18 protein-coding genes are annotated in these 15,859 nt (G+C 75.6%); 5 read left to right on the forward strand and 13 right to left on the reverse strand.

Annotation, left to right across the window (positions count from 1 at the left end):
• Window positions 1-36 precede the first annotated feature (36 nt).
• On the forward strand, window positions 37-255 hold the full coding sequence (locus KLI87_RS27725; RefSeq protein ID WP_156216687.1) for an EF-hand domain-containing protein: 219 nt from the start codon (window positions 37-39) through the stop codon (window positions 253-255).
• Window positions 256-369: 114 nt separating this feature from the next.
• Here KLI87_RS27725 and KLI87_RS27730 read toward each other — a convergent pair whose 3' ends face one another.
• The 6 genes from KLI87_RS27730 to KLI87_RS27755 all read right to left on the reverse strand — a co-directional run bounded on the left by KLI87_RS27730 (window position 370) and on the right by KLI87_RS27755 (window position 5,116).
• Window positions 370-1,173: an ABC transporter permease gene (locus KLI87_RS27730; RefSeq protein WP_156216685.1), complete on the reverse strand. Its 804-nt coding sequence runs from the start codon at window positions 1,171-1,173 to the stop codon at window positions 370-372.
• Window positions 1,170-2,129: an ATP-binding cassette domain-containing protein gene (locus KLI87_RS27735; RefSeq protein ID WP_214619297.1), complete on the reverse strand. Its 960-nt coding sequence runs from the start codon at window positions 2,127-2,129 to the stop codon at window positions 1,170-1,172. The genes KLI87_RS27730 and KLI87_RS27735 overlap by 4 nt, the downstream gene beginning before the upstream one ends.
• 28 nt (window positions 2,130-2,157) lie before the next feature.
• Window positions 2,158-3,003, reverse strand: coding sequence for a DUF4097 family beta strand repeat-containing protein (locus KLI87_RS27740; RefSeq protein WP_156216680.1), 846 nt, complete (start codon window positions 3,001-3,003; stop codon window positions 2,158-2,160).
• 128 nt (window positions 3,004-3,131) lie between these two features.
• Entirely contained in the window at window positions 3,132-3,707 is a 576-nt protein-coding gene (locus KLI87_RS27745) for a hypothetical protein (RefSeq protein WP_214619298.1), read from the reverse strand.
• Between the two features lie 69 nt (window positions 3,708-3,776).
• Window positions 3,777-4,706 (reverse strand): phosphotriesterase, encoded by a 930-nt coding sequence (locus tag KLI87_RS27750; protein WP_214619299.1) that lies wholly within the window; start codon window positions 4,704-4,706, stop codon window positions 3,777-3,779.
• Complete coding sequence (locus tag KLI87_RS27755) at window positions 4,703-5,116, reverse strand: carboxymuconolactone decarboxylase family protein (RefSeq protein ID WP_173390757.1); 414 nt, start codon at window positions 5,114-5,116, stop codon at window positions 4,703-4,705. Before KLI87_RS27755 ends, KLI87_RS27750 begins: the two co-directional genes overlap by 4 nt.
• A 75-nt stretch (window positions 5,117-5,191) precedes the next feature.
• Between KLI87_RS27755 and KLI87_RS27760 the strand changes: the two genes are divergently transcribed.
• On the forward strand, window positions 5,192-5,749 hold the full coding sequence (locus KLI87_RS27760) for an ABATE domain-containing protein (RefSeq protein ID WP_156216675.1): 558 nt from the start codon (window positions 5,192-5,194) through the stop codon (window positions 5,747-5,749).
• Between the two features lie 14 nt (window positions 5,750-5,763).
• Here KLI87_RS27760 and KLI87_RS27765 read toward each other — a convergent pair whose 3' ends face one another.
• From KLI87_RS27765 to KLI87_RS27790, 6 genes are all read right to left on the reverse strand, one after another.
• Window positions 5,764-6,447: a class I SAM-dependent methyltransferase gene (locus KLI87_RS27765; protein WP_308166234.1), complete on the reverse strand. Its 684-nt coding sequence runs from the start codon at window positions 6,445-6,447 to the stop codon at window positions 5,764-5,766.
• Window positions 6,448-7,039: 592 nt separating this feature from the next.
• On the reverse strand, window positions 7,040-7,591 hold the full coding sequence (locus KLI87_RS27770; protein WP_156216670.1) for a TrmH family RNA methyltransferase: 552 nt from the start codon (window positions 7,589-7,591) through the stop codon (window positions 7,040-7,042).
• Window positions 7,588-8,232 carry a class I SAM-dependent methyltransferase gene (locus KLI87_RS27775; protein ID WP_214619300.1) on the reverse strand — a complete coding sequence of 215 codons (645 nt, stop codon included), beginning with the start codon at window positions 8,230-8,232 and terminating at the stop codon, window positions 7,588-7,590. Before KLI87_RS27775 ends, KLI87_RS27770 begins: the two co-directional genes overlap by 4 nt.
• 72 nt (window positions 8,233-8,304) lie before the next feature.
• Complete coding sequence (locus tag KLI87_RS27780; RefSeq protein WP_156216664.1) at window positions 8,305-9,252, reverse strand: VWA domain-containing protein; 948 nt, start codon at window positions 9,250-9,252, stop codon at window positions 8,305-8,307.
• Entirely contained in the window at window positions 9,249-10,373 is a 1,125-nt protein-coding gene (locus KLI87_RS27785) for a DUF58 domain-containing protein (RefSeq protein WP_214619301.1), read from the reverse strand. Before KLI87_RS27785 ends, KLI87_RS27780 begins: the two co-directional genes overlap by 4 nt.
• Window positions 10,370-11,386, reverse strand: coding sequence for a MoxR family ATPase (locus tag KLI87_RS27790; RefSeq protein ID WP_156216660.1), 1,017 nt, complete (start codon window positions 11,384-11,386; stop codon window positions 10,370-10,372). Before KLI87_RS27790 ends, KLI87_RS27785 begins: the two co-directional genes overlap by 4 nt.
• A gap of 272 nt (window positions 11,387-11,658) precedes the next feature.
• Between KLI87_RS27790 and KLI87_RS27795 the strand changes: the two genes are divergently transcribed.
• From KLI87_RS27795 to KLI87_RS27805, 3 genes are all read left to right on the forward strand, one after another.
• Window positions 11,659-12,426, forward strand: a complete 768-nt coding sequence (locus KLI87_RS27795) for a hypothetical protein (RefSeq protein WP_156216658.1) — start codon at window positions 11,659-11,661, stop codon at window positions 12,424-12,426.
• Between the two features lie 92 nt (window positions 12,427-12,518).
• The gene (locus KLI87_RS27800; protein WP_308166236.1) at window positions 12,519-13,202 is read left to right on the forward strand and encodes a LysE family translocator; all 684 of its coding nucleotides are present in this window, start codon (window positions 12,519-12,521) and stop codon (window positions 13,200-13,202) included.
• Between the two features lie 75 nt (window positions 13,203-13,277).
• A complete protein-coding gene (locus KLI87_RS27805) occupies window positions 13,278-14,936 on the forward strand; it encodes a DUF885 domain-containing protein (RefSeq protein WP_156216654.1) in 1,659 nt (552 codons plus the stop codon).
• Between the two features lie 31 nt (window positions 14,937-14,967).
• On the opposite strand, the gene KLI87_RS27810 is transcribed toward KLI87_RS27805, so the two are convergent.
• Window positions 14,968-15,831 (reverse strand): methyltransferase domain-containing protein, encoded by an 864-nt coding sequence (locus KLI87_RS27810; RefSeq protein ID WP_156216652.1) that lies wholly within the window; start codon window positions 15,829-15,831, stop codon window positions 14,968-14,970.
• Between the last annotated feature and the right edge of the window lie 28 nt (window positions 15,832-15,859).

Genomic DNA, 15,859 nt, shown 5'->3' on the forward strand with positions numbered 1-15,859 from the left:
CGACGCTCCCATTTTCGATCATTCGAGGAGCTGGCGATGGCGAACGCGGAGGAGTACCGGGCGACGTTCGAGCTGGTGGACGTGGACGGCGACGGCTACATCTCGACGGCGGAGCTGAAGAACCTGATGCGGGCGCTGGGGGAGCGGATCACCGAGACGCGGGCGGTGGAGGTGGTCGTGGCGGCCGACCGCAACCACGACGGGAAGATCTCGCTGGAGGAGTTCGCGGCGCTGATGGAGGGCACCGCCCGCTGAGCCGGCGCGGCGGGCGCCTGCGCCGGTGGGCGGGGACGCTCGCACCCCACCTGTCCCCCGGCCGCCGTGGTCGGGCGGGGGCGGGGCGGCGGGGTGGGGCGCCGGCGGGGCCGGTCAGGTGCCGACGGTCCTGCTGTAGAGGCGGGTCGCGAGGGGGACGAACACGGCGAGCATGGCGGCGATCCACAGCAGCGAGGCCGGGACGGGGTGCTGCATGGGCCAGGCGCCGGAGGTGTCCATCGCGGCGCTGGTGTTGCCGAACAGTTCGCGGGCGGCGGCGGTGAAGGTGGAGACGGGGTTCCACTCGGCGGCGACGCGCAGCGGGGTGGGCAGTTCGGAGCTGTCGAGGAAGGCGTTGGAGATGAACATGAGCGGGAACGACACCGTGGTGGCGGTGTTGTTGAAGCTCTCGGGGGTGCGCAGCGCCAGCGCGACGGTCGCGGTGACCCAGGAGAAGGCGTAGGCGAACAGCAGCAGCAGCCCGAAGCCGAGGGCGGCCTCGTGGGGCGGGGTGTGCACGCGCCAGCCGACGAGCAGGCCCATGAGGGCCATGACGGTGAGGCCGGCGAGGTTCATCAGCAGGTCGCTGACGGTCTGCCCGATGAGCACCGCGGAGGGCGCCATGGGCAGGGAGCGGAACCGGTCGAAGATGCCGTTGCGCAGGTCCAGGGTGAGGGCGTAGCCGGTGATCTGCGCGCTCATCAGGACGGCCTGGACGAAGATGCCGGGGAGCAGGAACTCCCGGTAGGACATGCCGGGGACGTCGATGACGCTGCCGAACACGTAGGCGAACATCAGCACGAACACGATCGGGAACATGATCGCCGAGCCGATCAGGTCGGGGGAGCGCCGGATCTTCAGGGTGTTGCGGCGGGCGATCGTCCAGCCGTCGGCGAAGGGGAGGGTGAGGGCGTTCATCGGGCGGCCTCCTGCCCGGCGGCGGGGTTTCCGGTGAGGGTGAGGTAGACGTCGTCGAGGGTGGGGCGCCGCATCCCGGCGTCCCGGACGGTGACGCGGGCGTCGGCGAGGGCGCTGAGGACGTGGCGGAGCGCCTCGGGCCCGTCGGTGACGGGGGCGGTGACCCGCAGGGACTCGGGGGCGGTGCGCAGGGCGCCGACGGCGTGCCAGGCGAGCGCCTGGGCGGCGGCGTCGAGGCCGGCGGTGTCGGTGAGGGTCAGCTCGACGCGGTTGCCGCCGACCTGGTCCTTGAGCTCGTCGGCGGTGCCGCGGGCGATGGCGCGGCCGTGGTCGACGACGAGGATCTGGTCGGCGAGGCGGTCGGCCTCGTCCATGTACTGGGTGGTGAGCAGGAGGGTGGTGCCGGCGGCGACGAGTTCGGCGACGGTGTCCCAGAGCGCGGCGCGGGCGCGGGGGTCCAGGCCGGTGGTGGGCTCGTCCAGGAACAGCACGGGCGGGTCGGCGACGAGGGCGCCGGCGAGGTCGATGCGGCGGCGCATGCCGCCGGAGTAGCCCTTGACGGGGCGGTCGGCGGCGCCGGCGAGGTCGAAGCGTTCGAGGAGTTCGCGGGCGCGGGCGCGGCTGCGCGCGGCGCCGAGGTGGTAGAGGCGTCCGATCATCTCCAGGTTCTCGGCGCCGGTGAGGTGCTCGTCGACGGCGGCGTACTGGCCGGACAGGCCGATGCGGGCGCGCAGGCGGCGGGCGTCGCGGGCGACGTCGCATCCGGCGACGGTGGCGCGGCCGGCGTCGGGGCGCAGCAGCGTGGTCAGGACGCGGACGGTGGTGGTCTTGCCGGCGCCGTTGGGCCCGAGGAGGGCGAGGACGGTTCCGGTGGGGACGGTGAAGCTCAGCTCGTCCAGGGCGGTGACGTCGCCGTATCTCTTGACGAGCCGGTCGGCGGTGATCGCGTCGGTCATGGGGGGCTCCTCGCCGGGGGTGTCGGGGTCAGGACCGGTGGACGTCGACGTCGCCGTAGTTGGTGTGGACGTGGATCTCGACGACCGCGTCGGTGGTGGCGGGTCCGTCGGCGGCCTCCAGGGTGTTGCGGACGACGCCGTTCTTGCTGTGCAGGTCGAGCCAGGCGGCGGTGCCCTCGGCGACGCCGACGCCGACCTTGCCGTAGCCGTTCTCCAGGTGGAGGGCGCCGCTGACGGCGGTCTCGACGCGGATGCGGCCGTGCGCGGCCTTGGCGGTGAGGACGCCGAGCGCGCGGCCGACGCTGATGTCGCCGGTGGCGGCCTTGAGGTGGAGGTCGCCGGTGGTCTCGGCGACGGTGATGGCGCCGGTGGAGGTCTTGGCGGTGCCGGGGCCCTCGATGGTGCCGATGCGGATGGCGCCGTTGGAGGTGACGGCCTCGGTGGGGCCGGTGACGCGGTCGACGGTGATGTCGCCGTTGGAGGTCTTGATCTCCAGTGGTCCGGCCTCCTCGACGTGCAGGTCGCCGTTGGAGGTGTGCAGGGTGGTGTGGCCGAGCGCGCCGGTGGTGATGACGTCGGCGGCGCCCTCGGTCCGGACGCGGGAGCCGGCGGGCAGGTCGATGGTGACCTCGACGGAGCCGCGCCAGGGCAGCAGGTGGGCCAGGGCCTTGGGGCGGGGGCTCTTGACCAGCAGCCGTCCGGCGGAGAACTCGACGACGGTGCGTTCGGCGGCCTGGACGCTCGCCTCGCTGGAGGGGTCGCTGGGCCGGACCTCCACGACGGTGTCGGCGCGGTCGGCGGCGTTGACGCGGACGCGGCCGAGGAAGACCTGGAGGTCGGCGGTGATCGGTTCGGGTGTGGCGAAAGCGGGCATGGCGGAGCCCTCCTCATGGGTCGGAGCGTCCCGGCGGCGGTGCGGCCGGGTGATAGGTGACGGCGCCGGGCGGTGGGGCCGGCGTGGTGGGTGACCGGGCTGCCGTGCCCGGGGTCAGCGTGGGCGGGTCAGCGCACCCAGCCGGTGTAGTCGCGCGCGGTCCGGGGCGGCGGGGCCGGGTCGGCGGGCGCGGCGGGCGCGGCGGGCGCGGCGGGGTCGAGCGCGGCGGAGACGGCGCGGACGAGCCAGGCGTTGACGGAGATCCCCTGGCGGCCCGCCGCGTCCTCGACGCGTGTCTTGAGGTGCTCGGGGAGCCGCAGCGTCATGCGGGCGGTGCCGCCCTCGTCGGCGGGCGGTGCCGCGGGCGGTGCGGCGGGGGTGCGGGCGGGGGGCTCCACGGCGTCCCGGGCGGGTTCGGCGGCGCCGGGGGAGGCGTGGCCGGTGTCGGCGGGGGGTGACGTCGGCGGTGGCGTCACGACGAACGCGGGGTCGCCGCCGCGCAGCCGCACCTCGACCGAGCCGGGGGCGAGGTCGGTGGTGATCTCGTCGGCGGCGGCCGACAGCGCCTCCAGCAGGGTGAGCCGGGCGGCCGAGTCCAGGGGGCCGGTGAGGCGCTCGGCGAGCGCCCGCGCGTCCGGGCCGCCCGCCTCGGCGGCGACGGCGAGTTCGCGGCGGAGGTTCTCGACGTACGGCAGCAGATCCATGCCCCTAATATGACGTCACTGCGACGTCATGTCAAGCGGCAAAGTGACGTCACAATGCCGTGCATGGCGTCAGACGGCGTCAGAGGCCGTGGGCCGGGGCCGGGGCCAGGGCGCGGCGAACGCGCGTGCGGGGTTGCGCACGAAGATGGCCTCGGCGGTGTCGTCGCCGAGCTCGTAGGCCACCCGGGGGCGCAGGGTGGTGAGCAGGTAGGGCATGCCGGGCCCGTCGGCGGTGGAGCGCGCGGCGGCGGTGACGGTGTCGCCGCCGAGCAGGATCTGGTCGGTGTGGCCCGCGCCGGCGAGCGCGGCGAGGCAGTCGATGAGGTGGGCGTCGGCGGCGTGGTGGGCGCGGGAGGGGCCGTCGAAGGCGAGGTAGGCGCCGGCCTGCGCGGCCTGCAGGTGCAGGCGGGTGTCGGGGAAGCGGTGCAGGTGGCCGAGGACGACCCTCTCGGGCGCGACGCCGTGGGCGCCGCACAGGTGGTCGAGGGTCTCCAGCGCCGCGGTCCCGCCTTCCAGGTGGACGCCGATGGGGGCGCCGGTGGCGTGGTGGGCCCGCGCGGCGGCGGTCATGACGTGCCGGGCGTGGTCGTCCAGGTGGTGGAAGGCCCCGGCGACCTTGATCAGCCCGGCGCCGGCGGTCAGCTCCGCGACGAACAGCTCGGCGAGCCCGTCGGGGACGTGCCGGTAGTGCCGGGCCTGGTGGAGGCCGGTGGCGGCGACGATGTGGACGCCGCAGTCGCGGGACAGGGCGGGCAGGTCGCCCAGGCGCCGGCCCATGCCCCAGGGCGTCCACTGGACGACGGCGCGGCCGCCGTGCGCGGCGAAGGCGGCGAGCTCGGCGCGGGCGGCGCGCGGGTCGTCCAGTTCCTGGCCGGGCAGCGCGGGGGTGGTGAGGAACAGGTGGTCGTGGGAGTCGCAGACGCCGAGGCTCCCGGGCGGGACGTCGCCCAGGACGGTGCGGACGGCCGCGGCGGGCCCGCGCGCGGTGTCGCCGGTCACGGAGCGGCGCCCTCGTCCGCCGGCGCCGCGTCCTCCAGCGCGGCCGTGGCGACCCGCAGCCCGGCCAGTGCCTTGGGGACCCCGATGTAGGGGGCGAGGTGGACGAAGGTCTCGGTGATCTCCCGGCGGGTCATACCGATCCGCAGGCAGGTGCGCACGTGGCCGGTGAGCTGGGGGTCGACGCCGCCGAGGGCGGTGAGCGCGGCCAGGTTGAGCAGCTGCCGGTCGCGGGGGGACAGCCCGGGGCGCTGGTAGGTGCCGCCGAACAGCGCGGTGACGATCCAGTCGGCGAACCCCGGCGCGGCGGCGTCCAGGCCGGGCAGGGTGGCCTCGCGGGTGGCCTCGTCCTGGAGGCGGTCGAGCATCCGGTACCCGGCGGCGCGGTCGAGCCGGGTGGGTTCCAGGTCCATCGCCGAACCTCCGTAACGGTCGAGTCGTTACGTGAACGCTATCAGTTGTAACGGGCAGAGCGTTACACTCGCGGGATGGGGACGGAGGAGTTCCGCTTCGACTGCGGCGCGGTGTGGCTGGACCTGCTCGCCACCAAGGGCCGCAGCTTCAGCGCGGCGCCGGTGGAGCGGATCGGCGACCCCGGGCGGCTGGCGCTGTGGCTGGAGCGCTGCGACCTGGCCCCGCAGGCCCCGCCCGCCGCCGCGGATCTGGAGGCGGCGGTGGGCGTCCGGGAGATGCTGCGGGTGCTGGCCCTGGCGGCCGTGCGGGAGGACCCGCCGCCCCGGGACGCCGTCGCCGCGCTGGAGGGGTTCCTGGCCGGGCACGAGGAGCCGATCCGGTTCGTCGCCGGCGGGCGGCTGCGGCGCGAGCCGCCCGCGACCACGCTCGCCGCCCTGGCGCGGATCGCCCGGCAGGCCGCCGACCACCTGACCGGCGCGGACCGCCGCGCGCTGAAGGTCTGCCCGGAGCCCGACTGCCGGGGCGTGTTCACCGACCCGCCGGGGCGGCGCCGCTGGTGCCCCTCGCCGGCGTGCGCGTCCCGGGGCCGGGTCCGCGCGCTGCGCGCCCGCCGCGAGGCCGCCGCCGGCTGACCGGCCCGCCCCGGTCAGAGGCGGCGGAGTTTGAGGACGTTGTCGGTGCGGGTGGCGGGCCTGCCGTCGGGTCCGTTCTGGACGCGCGGGTGCTCCTCGGCGAGCTGGACCTCCCACTCCCCCTCCGGGAGCCGCAGGGACGCCAGGACCTCCTCGGGCGTGGGCAGGTCGACGGCGTGGTGGCCGTGGCCGTGCTCGTGGCCGTGCTCGTGCTGCTCCCAGGGCGGCAGCCCGGCGTGCCCGGTGATCAGCAGGGTGCCGCCGGGCGCGACGGCGGCCGCGGCGGCGCGCAGGACCTCCTCGCGCGGCAGCGGGGCGGGGGAGTGCAGGAACTGCGCGGAGACCAGGTCGTAGGTCCCGGCGGGGAAGGACACGGCGAGGTCGTGCCGCTGGAGGTCGACGCGGTCGGCGACCCCGGCGTCGGCGGCGTGCCGGGCGGCGCGCTCCAGCGCGACGCGGGAGACGTCGGTGGCGGTGACGCGCCAGCCGCGTCCGGCGAGCCAGACGGCGTCGGCGCCCTCGCCGCAGCCGAGGTCCAGGGCGGTGCCGGGCGGCAGCGCCGCCGTCTCGCGGACGAGGACGATGTTGGGGTCGCCGCTCCAGATCCGGTCGCTCTCGGCGTAGCGGGCGTCCCAGAACTCGGCCGGGTCGGCGCCGTCCCCGGCCGGGGTCTGCTCGCCGACGGTCTCTTCGGTCACGGTGGTCTCCTTGGCGTGAGGTCGCGGGCTCACGGCGTGGGCCCCCGGTCCCTCCGATGGTCGCGGCCGGGGCGGCTTTCCGGCAATTTTTGTTGCCGTTCCGGCAACTCCGAGGAGGAGGGCGGCGGGGAGGGCGGCGAGGGTGAGGGTGTAGGCGGCGGCCATGGGGGGAGCGCGCGGCGGGGCCCGTGCCGGTCGATGAGCGCGGCGCGGGGCGGTGACGGCAGCGCGGCGGTGAGGCCGACAGGGCGATGAGGGCGCCGGCGGAGGTGTAGGAGCCGGTGGCGCCGGTGCAGGTGAGGGTGAGGGAGAGGAAGACCGTCCCGTAGGACAGGCGGCCCAGCGGCGCCGCGCCGAAGGTGTGGGAGGCGTGCGGGGTGCGCAGGAGGGCCGCGTAGGACGGTGCCCCCGAGGGGGCGGCTGTGGGGGCCACGGTGCGTGTTCTCCGGGGAGGCCCGCGCGGGCGCGGGCGGGTTGCGTGGACGCCGGGTCACCGGCTTGGCGGGCCGGTGCGGAGGCGTCCTAGGCGCGAGGCGGGAACAGCACGGGGTGATCGTAACCCGGTGCCGGGCGGATCACGGCGGGGGAGGGGTCAGCCGGTCCATTCGCGGCGGCGGGCCTCGGCGAGGGCGAGGGCGGCGGCGACGGCGACGTTGAGGGATCCGACGCGTCCGGGCTGGGGGATGTAGGCGACGGCGTCGGCGGCGGCGAGCAGGGCGGGGGAGCAGCCGTGGTCCTCGCCGCCGACGGCGAGGCAGACGTCGCCGTCCAGGGGCGCCTCGTGCAGGGGGACGGCGTCGCCGGTGAGTTCGACGGCGACCAGCCGCAGCCCCTGCGCGCGGACGGCGGCGGCGGCCTCGGCGGCGGTGCCGGCGTGCTCCCAGGCGATGAGGCGTTCGGTGCCGAGGGCGGTCTTGGTGGCGTTGCGGTGGGTGGGGGGTGTGGCGTTCCCGGCGAGCCAGAGGCGCTCGACGCCGAACACGGCGGCGCTGCGGACGATGGAGCCGATGTTGAACGGCTGGGTGACCGACTCCACGAGCAGGTCGAGGCGGTCGCCGGCGCGGCGGCGCCACTCGCGGTTGAGGCGCTTGACGTCGGTGGGGCGCAGCTGGCGGCGCTGCGGGGCGGGGTCGGGGGCGGTCATCGGGTGGGGCCTTCCGTGGTGGACGCGGCGCTCGGCGCGGTGGGGGAGGGGGCGTCGACGCGCAGGACGCGGTAGGCGGAGCGGGACGCGATCCGGGTGGTGCGGTGGCCCTGGGCGTCCAGCCAGCGCTGGAGGGAGTCGGAGCCGAGGTGCTTCTGGACGACGAGGTGCGCGGCGCCGCCGGGGGCGAGGCGGGGGAGCCAGGCGAGCAGGAGGCCGTGCAGGGCGGCCTTGCCGATGCGGATCGGGGGGTTGGACCAGATCGCGGCGAAGCGCAGGTCGGGGCTGACGTCGTCCGCCGCCCTGAACCTTACATTGTCAAGGCCGGCGGCGGTGGCATTCTCCTCCGCGATCTCCAGAGCACGCTGGTTCACATCAACCCCCCATACGCTCGCCTGCGGCGAGCGGCTCGCCATGGTGAGGGCGATGGGCCCGTACCCGCAGCCGAGGTCGAGGAGGTCGCCGGTGGGCGGGGGAGGGGGGACGGTCTCCAGCAGGACGCGGGTGCCGGGGTCGACGCGGTCGGGTGAGAACATGCCGCTGTCGGTGGCGAGCCGCAGGTGCAGGTCGGGCAGGACCAGGTCGACGGTGCGGCGTCGGGCGGCGGCGCCGGGCCGCTCGGCGAAGTAGTGTTCCCCCACGTCGGCCGACCGTATCAGCGTCCCGGACGTCCCGGCGCCACACCCGGCCCGCCGCCGGCCCGGCCGCGCGGGTCAGGGGAGGCGGGAGAACCAGGCGAGGGACGCGCCGCCGGCGGCGAGGGCGAACAGCAGCGCGAGGCCGGTATAGCGGGCGGCGATGTCGCGGTGCTCGGTGGTGAAGCCGAGGGAGCTGCCGATGTTGGCGTAGACCTCGTCGAGCTGCCCGGCGTCGGCGGCCTCGTAGGCCTTGCCCTGGGTGCTGTCGGCGAGGGTCTTGAGGGTCTCCTTGTTGACCGAGACGCTGGTGGTCTCGCCTTCGATGTCGACGGTGCCGTAGGGGGTGCCGAAGGCGATGGTGGAGACGGGGACGTGCGCGGCGCGGCTGGCGTCGATGGCCTCCTGGACGGTGCGTCCGGTGGTGTTGTCGCCGTCGGACAGCAGGACGATGTGGGCGGGCGGGGGGTCCTGGCTGGCCTGGGCGTCGAAGGTCCGCACGCCTTGCAGGGAGGTGAAGACGGCCTCGCCGATGGCGGTGCGTTTGGCGAGGACGAGCTGGTCGAGGGAGGCGATGGCGGCGTCGCGGTCGGCGGTGGGGGCGGCGACGAGGTTGGCGTTGCCGGCGAAGGAGACGACGCCGACGTTGAAGCGGGAGGGGAGTTCGCGGATGAAGGTCTTGGCGGCGTTCTTGGCGGCGTCGAAGCGGGAGGGGGCGACGTCGCGGGCCATCATGGACAGGGACACGTCGACGGCGACCATGATGGTGGCGCGGTCGCGGGGGACCTTGACGGAGCTGGCGGGCCGCGCGAACCCGATCATCATCAGGACGATCATGATGAGGAACAGGGCGGCGGCGACGTGCCGGCGCCAGCCGGGGCGGCGTGGGGCGACCTGGGCGAGCAGGGCGAGGTTGGTGAAGCGGACGGTGTGCTGTCGGCGGCGCAGCTGCATCAGGACGTAGGCGGCGGCGAGCAGCGGCGCGAGGGACAGCAGCCAGAGGCGTTCGGGTGACAGGAAGGTCATGGGCGCGCTCCCGTGGGGGTGACGGGGCGTCCGGCGGCGCGGCGCTGGCGGAGGGCGAAGCGGGCGATGTCGGTGATCCAGTCGCGGTCGGTGCGCAGGACGAGGTGGTGGGCGCCGCTGCGGCGGAGGGCGGCGCGGGTGCGGTCGCGTTGGGCGGCGGCCGCGGCGGCGTAGCGTTCGCGGACGCGGCGGTTGAGGACGATCTCGTGGACGGTGCCGGTCTCGGGGTCGGTCATCTCGACGAGTCCGACGTCGGGGAGGTCGAGTTCGCGGGGGTCGATGATCTCGATGGCGAGGACCTGGTGGCGGGCGGCGAGGCGGCGCAGGGGCCGTTCCCAGGGGGGCGGTGCGGTGTCGGATCCGGTTCCCTCGTCGAGGGGGGCGAGGAAGTCGGAGATGAGGACGCGCAGGCCGCGGCGGGTCTGGCCGCGGTCCAGGGCGGTGATGGCGGCGGCGAGGTCGCCGTGGCGGGCGGCGCCGGGGGCGGTGCGGGTGCTGAGGCCGGAGCGGGCGCCGGTCATGGCGGTGGTGAGGGAGGTCTCGGTGGCGCCGGGGGCGCTGGTGGGGGCGTCCAGGACGGCTTGGAGGAGGGCGTAGAGGGCGGCCTTGCCGGTGCGGGCGGGGTGGCGGCGCAGGCCGTCGCGGTGCAGGAGGTAGGCGCCGGCGCGGTCGCCGAGGCGGACGGTGAGGAATCCGACGGCGGCGAGGGCGGCGACGGCGAGGTCGCGTTTGACGAGGGTGGTGGTGCCGAAGTCCATGCTGGGGGTGAGGTCGACCAGGGCCCAGGCTTCGAGTTCGTGGTCGGCGATGAGGTCGCGGACGTGGGGGGTGGTGGTGCGGGCGGTGACGGCCCAGTCCATGAAGCGGACGTCGTCCTCGCCGGGCTGGTAGAGGCGGGCTTCGGCGAGTTCGGTGCCGGGGCCGGGGAGGAGGCCGAGGTGTTCGCCGTTGAGGAGGCCGTCCAGGCGGCGGGTGACCTGGAGTTCGAGGCGGCGGAGGGTGCGTTCGGGGGCGAGGCGGGCGATGTCGGCGCCGTCGGCGCCGCGGTGCGCGCCGCGGCGTGTTCCGCGCCGTGTCCCGTGTCGTCCGGTTCCCGGTGTGTGGCGCCCGCGGGGGTTCATGCGGTGGTCACCGCCGCGGCGCCGTGGTTCCACACGACGCGGGGCGGGGGGACGGCGGTGAGGATCTGGGCGATGACGTCGGCGGGGTGGACGCCGTCGGCGAGGGCGTCGAAGGTGAGGACGAGGCGGTGGGCGATGACGTCGACGGCGACGGCGCGGACGTCGTCGGGCAGGACGTAGTCGCGGCCTGAGAGCAGGGCGAGGGCGCGGGCGGCGGAGACCAGGCCGAGGGTGGCGCGGGGGCTGGCGCCGATCTCGATGACGGTGCGCAGGTCGGGGAGGCGGTACTGGTCGGGTTCGCGGGTGGCCATGACGAGCCGGACGATGTAGTCGGCGACGAGTTCGTGGACGGCGACCTCTTCGGCGGCGCGTTGGAGGCGGGCGAGGCCGGCGGTGTCGAGGATCTGGGCGGCCTCGGGGGGGTCGACGCTCATCCGCTGGAGGATCTGGAGTTCCTCGTGGGCGGCGGGGTGGTGGACGTCGATCTTCATGAGGAACCGGTCGCGTTGGGCTTCGGGGAGGGGGTAGACGCCTTCGGACTCGATGGGGTTCTGGGTGGCCAGGACGATGAAGGGGCGGGGGAGGGGGTAGGTGTTGCCGCCGAGGGAGACCTGCCGTTCGGCCATGACCTCAAGGAGCGCGGACTGGACTTTGGCGGGGGCGCGGTTGATCTCGTCGGCGAGGACGAAGTTGACGAAGACGGGGCCGAGTTCGACGTCGAACTGCTCGGTGGAGGGGTGGTAGATGCGGGTGCCGACGATGTCGGAGGGGACGAGGTCGGGGGTGAACTGGAGGCGGGCGAAGGTGCCGCCGACGACGCGGGCGAGGGTGCCGACGGCGAGGGTCTTGGCGACGCCGGGGACGCCTTCGATGAGGCAGTGGCCGCGGGCGAGGAGCGCGACGACCATCCGTTCGACCATGTGCTCCTGGCCGACGATGACCTTTTTGACCTCGGTGACGGTGGTCTGCAGCTGGGCCGCGGCCTCGTCGACATCGTGGGCGGCGATGGTCATCTCAGGTGTCCCTCGGTGTCCTCGGAGTGGTCCTGGGGCGGTGCGGTGACTGGTGCGGTGACTGCGGTGCCGGCGGTGCTCCCGGGTGCGGGGCGGGCGCGTTACGACCCTACGCGATCACTTGTACCCGTTCGTGAGGGATAACTGCGTGTTGCGGGTGATCGGTTCCCGGTGGGGGGCTGGTGCCGGTCTGGCGTCGGTCCGGTTCCGGTCTGTGCGGGTCGGGGCGCGGGTCGGGGCGGCGGGTCGGGGGTGGTTGTTAGTGTTGCGTCATGTCGAGGCCGTTGCCCCCGGGTGATCCCGCTCAGCTTGGCCCCTACCGCCTGTCGGCGCGCCTGTCGGAGACGGCGGCGGGCATCGTGTTCCTGGGGGTGGACGGGCAGGGGCGGCGGGCGAGTGTGGCGGTGCTGAACCGGGGCGCGGCGGGTGACGCGGCGGCGCGGGACCGGTTCCGGGCGGCGATCAACGCGGCGGTGCCGGGGCGGGGCGGGCCGGTGGCGCCGGTGCCCGGGGGTCCGGCTCCGGTGGTGGCGGCGCAGCCGGAGGGGCCGGCGCCGTGGGTGGCGACGGTGTACGAGGCGGAGCGGGCGGGGGCGGAGCGTTTTCTGGAGCCGGTGCTGCTGGGGGCGTCGCGGGGCCGGTGGGGGCGGCGCCGGGGGCCGGGGTTCCAGCCGCACTGGCTGGGGTCGGGGGAGCCGGCGTTGGATCGTCCGGTTCCGCCGCCGGTGGAGGCGGGTCCGGTGCCGGTGGGGGAGCGGCCGCCGGAGCGGAGCATGGTGCGGGCGGTGCTGGGGTTGGCGGCGGTGCTGCTGGTGCTGGCGGTGCTGATGGGGGTGCTGTTCGCGTGCCAGCCGGAGGTGGAGGAGCCGCCGCCGCTGCCGCCGGAGCCGACGCCGACGGTGCGGGTGCCCTCGCCGGGTCCGGCGTCGCCGACGACGCCGCCGCCGGTGAGTCCGCCGGAGCCGTCGCCGTCGCTGCCGCCGACGGCGCCGCCGACGTCTCCGGGTGGGGGCGGCGATGACGGTGGCGGTCCCGTCTGAGCGCTTCCCCGGTCGCGGCGCGTTGTGGGGCGGTTTTATGCGTTGCGGGGGTGGGTGGCGATGGGCAGCATGGGGTGATGCTGGAGAGTTTGGTGGCTTTTGCGGGTGCGGCGGTGCTGATCGCGGTGGCGCCCGGCCCGAGCACGGTCGTGATCATGCGGGAGTCGGCGCGGTCGGGGCGGCGCGCGGGGATGGCGGCGGTGCTGGGCAACGAGGCGGGGGTGCTGGCGTGGGGGCTGGCGGCCGCGGCGGGGCTGTCGGCGCTGCTGGTGGCCTCGCGGCTGGCCTATGACGGGTTGCGGGTCGTCGGCGCGGGCGTACTGGTGTGGTTCGGGGTGCGGGCGCTGTGGCGGGCGCGGCGCGGCGCGTCCGCACCGGAGCCCGGCGGCGGCAGCGCCCTGGACACAGCCCCGGGCACCGGCCGGGGCACCGGCCCGAACGCCGGTGCGGGAACGGGAACGGGCGGTGCGCCGCGCGGGGGGTGGCGGTGCTTCCGGCTGGGGCTGGTCACCAACGCCGCGAACCCGAAGGCGGGGGTGTTCGCGGTGTCGTTCCTGCCGCAGTTCGTCCCGGAGGGGTGGCCGGTGCCGCTGGCGCTGGCGGTGCTGTCGGTGCTGTGGGTGGCGATCGACCTGGCCTGGTACACCGGGGTGGTGTGGCTGGTGGGCGCGGCGCGGCGGCTGGTGGGCCGCCCGGCGGTGCGGCGCCGGTTGGAGCAGGTGTCGGGCGTGGTGCTGGTGGGGCTGGGGCTGCGGCTGGCCGCCGAGACCCGCTGACCCCCGCCGGAGGGACGCGGAGACCCCCGAAATCCATGATCGCGGAAGTGGGCGGTTGGGCCTTAGCCTTGGGCGATGACCGCACTGGATGACCTCGCCGACCGCTACATGGACGAGCTCGCCGTCCTGGACCCGTGCCAGGCGGCGATCATGGGGATCGCCGGGCAGGACTCCCGTCTGACCGACTACGGTCCCGACGGTCCGGCGGCGCGCGCCGACCTCGCGCGCGCCACCCTCGCCCGCCTGGACAGCACGCCCGCCGCGCCCGGCCCGGCCGCCGGATCCGACCGGATCTCGGCGGCGGTGCTGCGGGAGCGGCTGGAGACCGACCTGGCCCTGTTCGACGCCGGCGCGCACGAGGGGTATCTGGAGACCATCGACGGGCCGCTGCAGCGGCTGCGGGTGGCGATCGACCTGCTGGACCGGGGCCCTGGCACCGACTGGGACGCGGTCCGCGACCGGGTGCGGGCGCTGCCGGGGGCGCTGGAGGGGCTGCGGGTGAGCCTGGAGCGGGCGCGGCAGCGGGGCCGGGTCGCGGCGCTGCGGCAGGTCGTCCGCAACGAGCGGGAGTGCCGCGACACCCCCGCCTACCTGGAGGGGCTGGCCGCCGGGTACGGGGACGGGCCGCTGCGCGGGGAGCTGGACGCGGCGGTCGCGGCGGCGTCGGCGGCGCTGGGCGCCTTCGCGGAGTTCCTGTCGCGGGACCTGGCGCCGCACGCGCCGGAGCGGGACGCGCTGGGCGCCGACCGGTACCGGCTGGGGGTGCGCGACTTCCTCGGGACCGCGCTGGACCTGGAGGAGACCTACGCGTGGGGGTGGGAAGAGCTGGCGCGGATCGAGGCGGAGATGGACGCGGCGGGCGAGCGGATCCTGCCCGGGGAGCCGCTGCCGGCGGTCCGCGCCGCGCTGGACGCCGACCCCGCCTACCGGATCAGCGGCGCGGAGGCGTTCCGGGACTGGATCCAGGCCCTGGCCGACAAGGCGATCGAGGACCTGGACGGCGTCCACTTCGACATCCCCGAGCCGCTGCGGCGGATCGACTGCCGGATCCCGGCGGTGGAGTCGGGGATCTACTACCTGGCGCCGGCGGAGGACCTGTCGCGTCCGGGAACGGTGTGGTGGACGGTGCAGGACCCGGGCGAGGGCATCGTGACGTGGACGGTGCCGGGCACCATGTTCCACGAGGGCGTCCCCGGCCACCACCTGCAGCTCGGGGTGTGCGTGCTGAACACGGGCCTGAACCGGTTCCGGCGGCTGGCCGGGGAGCTGTACCCGGGGTACTGCGAGGGGTGGGGCCTGTACGCCGAGCGGCTGATGGACGAGCTGGGCTACTACCGCGACCCGGCGCACAAGCTGGGGATGCTGGCGGGCGGGCAGCAGTTCCGCGCGGCGCGGATCATCCTGGACATCGGCATGCACCTGGAGTTGGAGATCCCCGCCGGGGCGGGGTTCCACGACGGCGAGCGGTGGACCGCGGGGCTGGGCCGCGAGTTCCTCAAGGCGCACTCGGGTCCGCAGCCGGACGCGGCGATCGCGTTCGAGATCGACCGGTATCTGGGGCGCCCCGCGCAGGCGATCGCCTACAAGGTGGGGGAGCGGGTGTGGCTGGAGGCGCGGGAGGCGGCGCGCTCGCGCGACGGCGCCGCGTTCGACCTGCGCGAGTTCCACCGGCGGGCGCTGGACCTCGGGCCGATGGGCCTGGACCTGATGCGCGCCGAGCTCACCCGCCCCTGACCCCGGCCGGCGGCGTCCAGTTGGTGGGCGGTCACCTGACGGCGGTGCCTTTGAAGAAGGTGTAGTGGAAGGTCCCCCCGTCGCCGGCGGCGCGGTCGAGGTCGGCGACGCCCCGGTCGAAGGTGAGGGGGTCGGCGAGCCCGGCGGCGACCGCCTCGTCGCGGACGGCGCGGACCATCGCGACGAACGTGGCGCGGGTGAAGCCCTGCACGAGCGCGGGCCGGGACGCGTCGGCGTAGACGGTGCGGGGCGCGACGCGGACGTCCCGGTACCCGGCGGCGTCCAGCAGCGGCCGCACGCGCCGTCCGATCAGCGCGTCGCCGCCGGCGGCGGCTTGCAGCGCGACCTGGTGGCCGATCACGGCGCGCGCGGCGGCGCTGTCGGGGTGGAAGAACGCCGACCCGTGGTCGCCCTCGATCACGGTGATCGTCCCGCCCGGCGCCAGGACGCGCCGCAGCGCCGTCAGCGCCCGCAGCGGGTCGGGCAGGTGCTCCAGGACGAAGCAGACGAACACGTGGTCGAAGTGCCCGTCGGGGTAGGGGAGGGCGTGCAGGTCGGCGCGCACCCACTCCACCCGCGCGGCGGGCGCCCCGCGCGGGACGCGGGCGGCGAGGGCGGCGCGGGCCCGCGCCAGCGACGCCTCCGAGACGTCCACGGCGACCAGTTCCGCGCCGGGACTGGCGGCGGCGAGGTGGACGGTCTGCGCGCCGACCCCGCAGCCGGCCTCCAGGACCCGGCTGCCGGGCGGGTAGGCGGTACCGTCGTGCAGCAGCCCCGCGAGCGTGTCGGCCTGGTCGCCCAGCCGCCGCGTCTCGTGGTCGGAGTAGCCGTGGACATAGGTGAGCGGCGCCTGCGCGCGCGGTGTTCCCAGCGGGGTTTCCAGCGGTGTTCCCATGGGTCCACCGTGCCGCCACAATGGCCTC

It is taken from the genome of Actinomadura sp. NEAU-AAG7 (assembly GCF_018603865.1).
Taxonomy (GTDB): domain Bacteria; phylum Actinomycetota; class Actinomycetes; order Streptosporangiales; family Streptosporangiaceae; genus Spirillospora; species Spirillospora litoris.

What these genes read in the sequence shown, in the direction of transcription:
- KLI87_RS27785 (WP_214619301.1), bottom strand. Translation starts at nt 10,373, where the DNA reads ATGAACCCCCGCGGGCGCCACACACCGGGAACCGGACGACACGGGACA.
- KLI87_RS27735 (WP_214619297.1), bottom strand. Translation starts at nt 2,129, where the DNA reads ATGACCGACGCGATCACCGCCGACCGGCTCGTCAAGAGATACGGCGAC.
- KLI87_RS27795 (WP_156216658.1), top strand. Translation starts at nt 11,659, where the DNA reads ATGTCGAGGCCGTTGCCCCCGGGTGATCCCGCTCAGCTTGGCCCCTAC.
- KLI87_RS27770 (WP_156216670.1), bottom strand. Translation starts at nt 7,591, where the DNA reads ATGACCGCCCCCGACCCCGCCCCGCAGCGCCGCCAGCTGCGCCCCACC.
- KLI87_RS27780 (WP_156216664.1), bottom strand. Translation starts at nt 9,252, where the DNA reads ATGACCTTCCTGTCACCCGAACGCCTCTGGCTGCTGTCCCTCGCGCCG.
- KLI87_RS27740 (WP_156216680.1), bottom strand. Translation starts at nt 3,003, where the DNA reads ATGCCCGCTTTCGCCACACCCGAACCGATCACCGCCGACCTCCAGGTC.
- KLI87_RS27790 (WP_156216660.1), bottom strand. Translation starts at nt 11,386, where the DNA reads ATGACCATCGCCGCCCACGATGTCGACGAGGCCGCGGCCCAGCTGCAG.
- KLI87_RS27745 (WP_214619298.1), bottom strand. Translation starts at nt 3,707, where the DNA reads ATGGATCTGCTGCCGTACGTCGAGAACCTCCGCCGCGAACTCGCCGTC.
- KLI87_RS27760 (WP_156216675.1), top strand. Translation starts at nt 5,192, where the DNA reads ATGGGGACGGAGGAGTTCCGCTTCGACTGCGGCGCGGTGTGGCTGGAC.
- KLI87_RS27805 (WP_156216654.1), top strand. Translation starts at nt 13,278, where the DNA reads ATGACCGCACTGGATGACCTCGCCGACCGCTACATGGACGAGCTCGCC.
- KLI87_RS27755 (WP_173390757.1), bottom strand. Translation starts at nt 5,116, where the DNA reads ATGGACCTGGAACCCACCCGGCTCGACCGCGCCGCCGGGTACCGGATG.
- KLI87_RS27730 (WP_156216685.1), bottom strand. Translation starts at nt 1,173, where the DNA reads ATGAACGCCCTCACCCTCCCCTTCGCCGACGGCTGGACGATCGCCCGC.
- KLI87_RS27810 (WP_156216652.1), bottom strand. Translation starts at nt 15,831, where the DNA reads ATGGGAACACCGCTGGAAACCCCGCTGGGAACACCGCGCGCGCAGGCG.
- KLI87_RS27725 (WP_156216687.1), top strand. Translation starts at nt 37, where the DNA reads ATGGCGAACGCGGAGGAGTACCGGGCGACGTTCGAGCTGGTGGACGTG.